Below are 2,535 nucleotides of genomic sequence, written 5' to 3' on the forward strand. Positions count from 1 at the left end.
AACCTGGGGGTTTTGGCGAAGCTTTGGGTAACGATGTTACTAGGCTCCAAAGCATTGTACCCACAGTGAGGAAGTTATTGGATGCTTTTCGCGATCGCCATCTTCCCATTATCCACACGATCGAATGTCACAAACCGGATCTTTCCGACTGTCCTCCCGCCAAGCTTAACCGAGGCAAAGGCAAATTGAAAATCGGCGATGTAGGCCCTTTGGGACGTATTTTAGTGTTAGGAGAACCCGGTAATGCCATTATTTCCGAACTTTCACCTTTACCTGGTGAAACGGTAATTACCAAACCGGGTAAGGGCGCTTTTTATCATACCGATTTAGAATATTTATTGCGCGATAAAGGCATCACTCATCTGCTATTTGCTGGAGTGACAACGGAAGTTTGCGTGCAGACAACCATGCGCGAAGCTAACGACCGAGGATTTGAGTCTTTGCTAATAGAAGATGCGACCGAAAGTTATTTTCCCGAATTCAAACAAGCTACAATTGAAATGATTCGCGCTCAAGGCGGTATTGTGGGCTGGACGACAACTGCTGAAAATGTTTTGCAAGGGTTGGGAAAGATTGGTTAACTGGAATATACATCTATACACAAATTATGGAAAGTACCTGTACACTTCTTTTCTGTGCAGGACTCTCACAAAAATGACCGTACCCTCATTTACTGCGATACCGATTCTATATTCTCCTACTCTAATGCGATAATAGTCACCGTCCGCTTTGACTTTTTTAATATTGCTCAGATTGCCCAGATTTTCGGCGCTCTCGACTTCTTCAATTACCGCCTTAATCCTTTGCAGTAATGCTTCATTCCGCAGATTACCCAAATCTTTCTCAAAGCTTTTTCTGAACTCTACGTTCATCCTTTACCTTCCAAAAGCTTGAAAATAGCATCTCGGCTGACTGGCTCGGTATTTTCACCTTCTCTAATAGCCTTTTCTAAGGCTATGTCTTCTACGATTTCTGCCAATAAATCAGAGAAGACCTCTTTTTGCTCAGAAAGTACCTCAACCAGCGCTGTTTTCAGCAGCTCTTTTAGTTTGCTTTCCTCTATGGTAATTTCAGCCATATATTCTCCTACTGAGGTGTTTAACTCATATTAGCAGAAAATTGCTTAATAGGTATTGCGATCGTCCAGATCTACATATTTATATTCGGTATTGCTGAAAGACATCCTTCTGACTTCGCTAGTTATATCTGAAATTATCTTATCGCGTACTTTAGATATGTGGCGATCGCACTCTTTTTGCCTTACTTTCCAGATGCGATCGCCATCAAATCGATATTAAGCAGCGCCAGCAGCTTGCTTTTCTTTAGTTTTATCTTTCATATCCCGTCTTCCCCAAGGTTTGATAATCGAAATAGCAATAATCGCTAACAGGCAAAAAGTCTGAATACTTCCACCAGTAATTACCGCTTTGATATCAAACATAAACAGCGGATTCGTAAGCGCTTTGATTCTTTCGGCGTCAGAAATCGCCGTCATAGCATTTGTCCAAGGGCCAAGCCAGAATGTACCGAAGGTAATCAGCACAGTTGTGGCGATCCACTTCACAATTACCCAGTAAAATTTAAAGAATCCCCAAACAGTTAACCAGCAAAGTAATGCTCCTGTTACAGAAGAAGCGATCGCTGCCGGAATTACCACAAAATCATCCAGCAACTTCACAACAGAATTAATCGCGTAAAGTTCATCTCCGTTCTGGGTGTGAAGGTTACTCAACCCAATCAAAACCATACTTAAAGCTGTCCCAAACCAAATCGATCCGGAAGCAACATGAGCAGATACGAGCCAGCTTTTTGCCGTTCCAGTTAGCTTCTTGCTTGCTTGCTCTTTCTTCTCCTTAACTGCAACTGATTTGTTCGCCATTTTTGCATCTCCTTATGTTTGGATAAGTGTTTTTCTTCAAAATATGCTCGATCGCTACAAGCTTTATCAAACTAATTAGAAGTAGACTTAGGCTTCCTTCCCGCGTTCCTGACATTAACCACTTTGTTTAGGATCTCAAACCAAAATGGTGCCCCCATAGAAATAGCAACAGCCGTTAAAATCCAGCCCCAAATTACTTTAACTATACCTCGCCAGTCCCAATTCCCCATCGGCGCAATCGATTGCTGTTCTTGCAATTGCTTTAAGGGGTTACCGATATTCCAGCCTATTGGTAACGATGAGATATCATTTAAAGCTGTATGAACATTTTCTCGCAAAGGTAGCAAACATTTATCCTTACTTGCTTGGTCTTTCGCAGTATTTAAACATTGTACGATCGCATCCGAATTTCTCGCCAATATTTCCTCGCTAACTTGACTCACAGTCGAGCGCAATACTTCATCTTTGTATAATCTTTGCATCAGGTAAACCGTATCGGCGTTAGCCATAACTGCAACCGCTAATCCAATCAAGAAAGATACCCCTTTCGCATTGCGTTTGTATACTCCCGATGCTCGCGCCATCGTTTCATCGAACCAAGTTGCGATTTCATGTTGTAAATCTTGAATTGCCGGTTCTATCCCCCGGTCTTGATT

Annotated in this window: 4 protein-coding genes and 1 pseudogene; 1 reads left to right on the top strand and 4 read right to left on the bottom strand. The window is 42.2% G+C overall.

Annotated features, from left to right (window positions below; genetic code table 11):
* The coding region (locus H6S82_RS28625; protein ID WP_191057133.1) for a cysteine hydrolase at positions 1 to 581 on the top strand (581 nt) is incomplete at its 5' end.
* A gap of 24 nt (positions 582 to 605) precedes the next feature.
* Here the strand turns inward: H6S82_RS28625 and H6S82_RS28630 are convergent.
* From H6S82_RS28630 to H6S82_RS28645, 4 genes and pseudogenes are all read right to left on the bottom strand, one after another.
* Complete coding sequence (locus tag H6S82_RS28630) at positions 606 to 872, bottom strand: type II toxin-antitoxin system RelE/ParE family toxin (RefSeq protein WP_190471845.1); 267 nt, start codon at positions 870 to 872, stop codon at positions 606 to 608.
* Complete coding sequence (locus H6S82_RS28635; protein WP_190471841.1) at positions 869 to 1,078, bottom strand: hypothetical protein; 210 nt, start codon at positions 1,076 to 1,078, stop codon at positions 869 to 871. The genes H6S82_RS28630 and H6S82_RS28635 overlap by 4 nt, the downstream gene beginning before the upstream one ends.
* Before the next feature lie 216 nt (positions 1,079 to 1,294).
* The gene (locus H6S82_RS28640) at positions 1,295 to 1,879 is read right to left on the bottom strand and encodes a hypothetical protein (protein WP_190471838.1); all 585 of its coding nucleotides are present in this window, start codon (positions 1,877 to 1,879) and stop codon (positions 1,295 to 1,297) included.
* A gap of 71 nt (positions 1,880 to 1,950) precedes the next feature.
* A pseudogene (locus H6S82_RS28645) lies at positions 1,951 to 2,535 on the bottom strand (hypothetical protein); the annotation flags it as partial.

Origin of the sequence: Planktothrix sp. FACHB-1355 (assembly GCF_014748295.1) — a bacterium.
Taxonomy (GTDB): Bacteria; Cyanobacteriota; Cyanobacteriia; order Cyanobacteriales; family Aerosakkonemataceae; genus Aerosakkonema; species Aerosakkonema funiforme_A.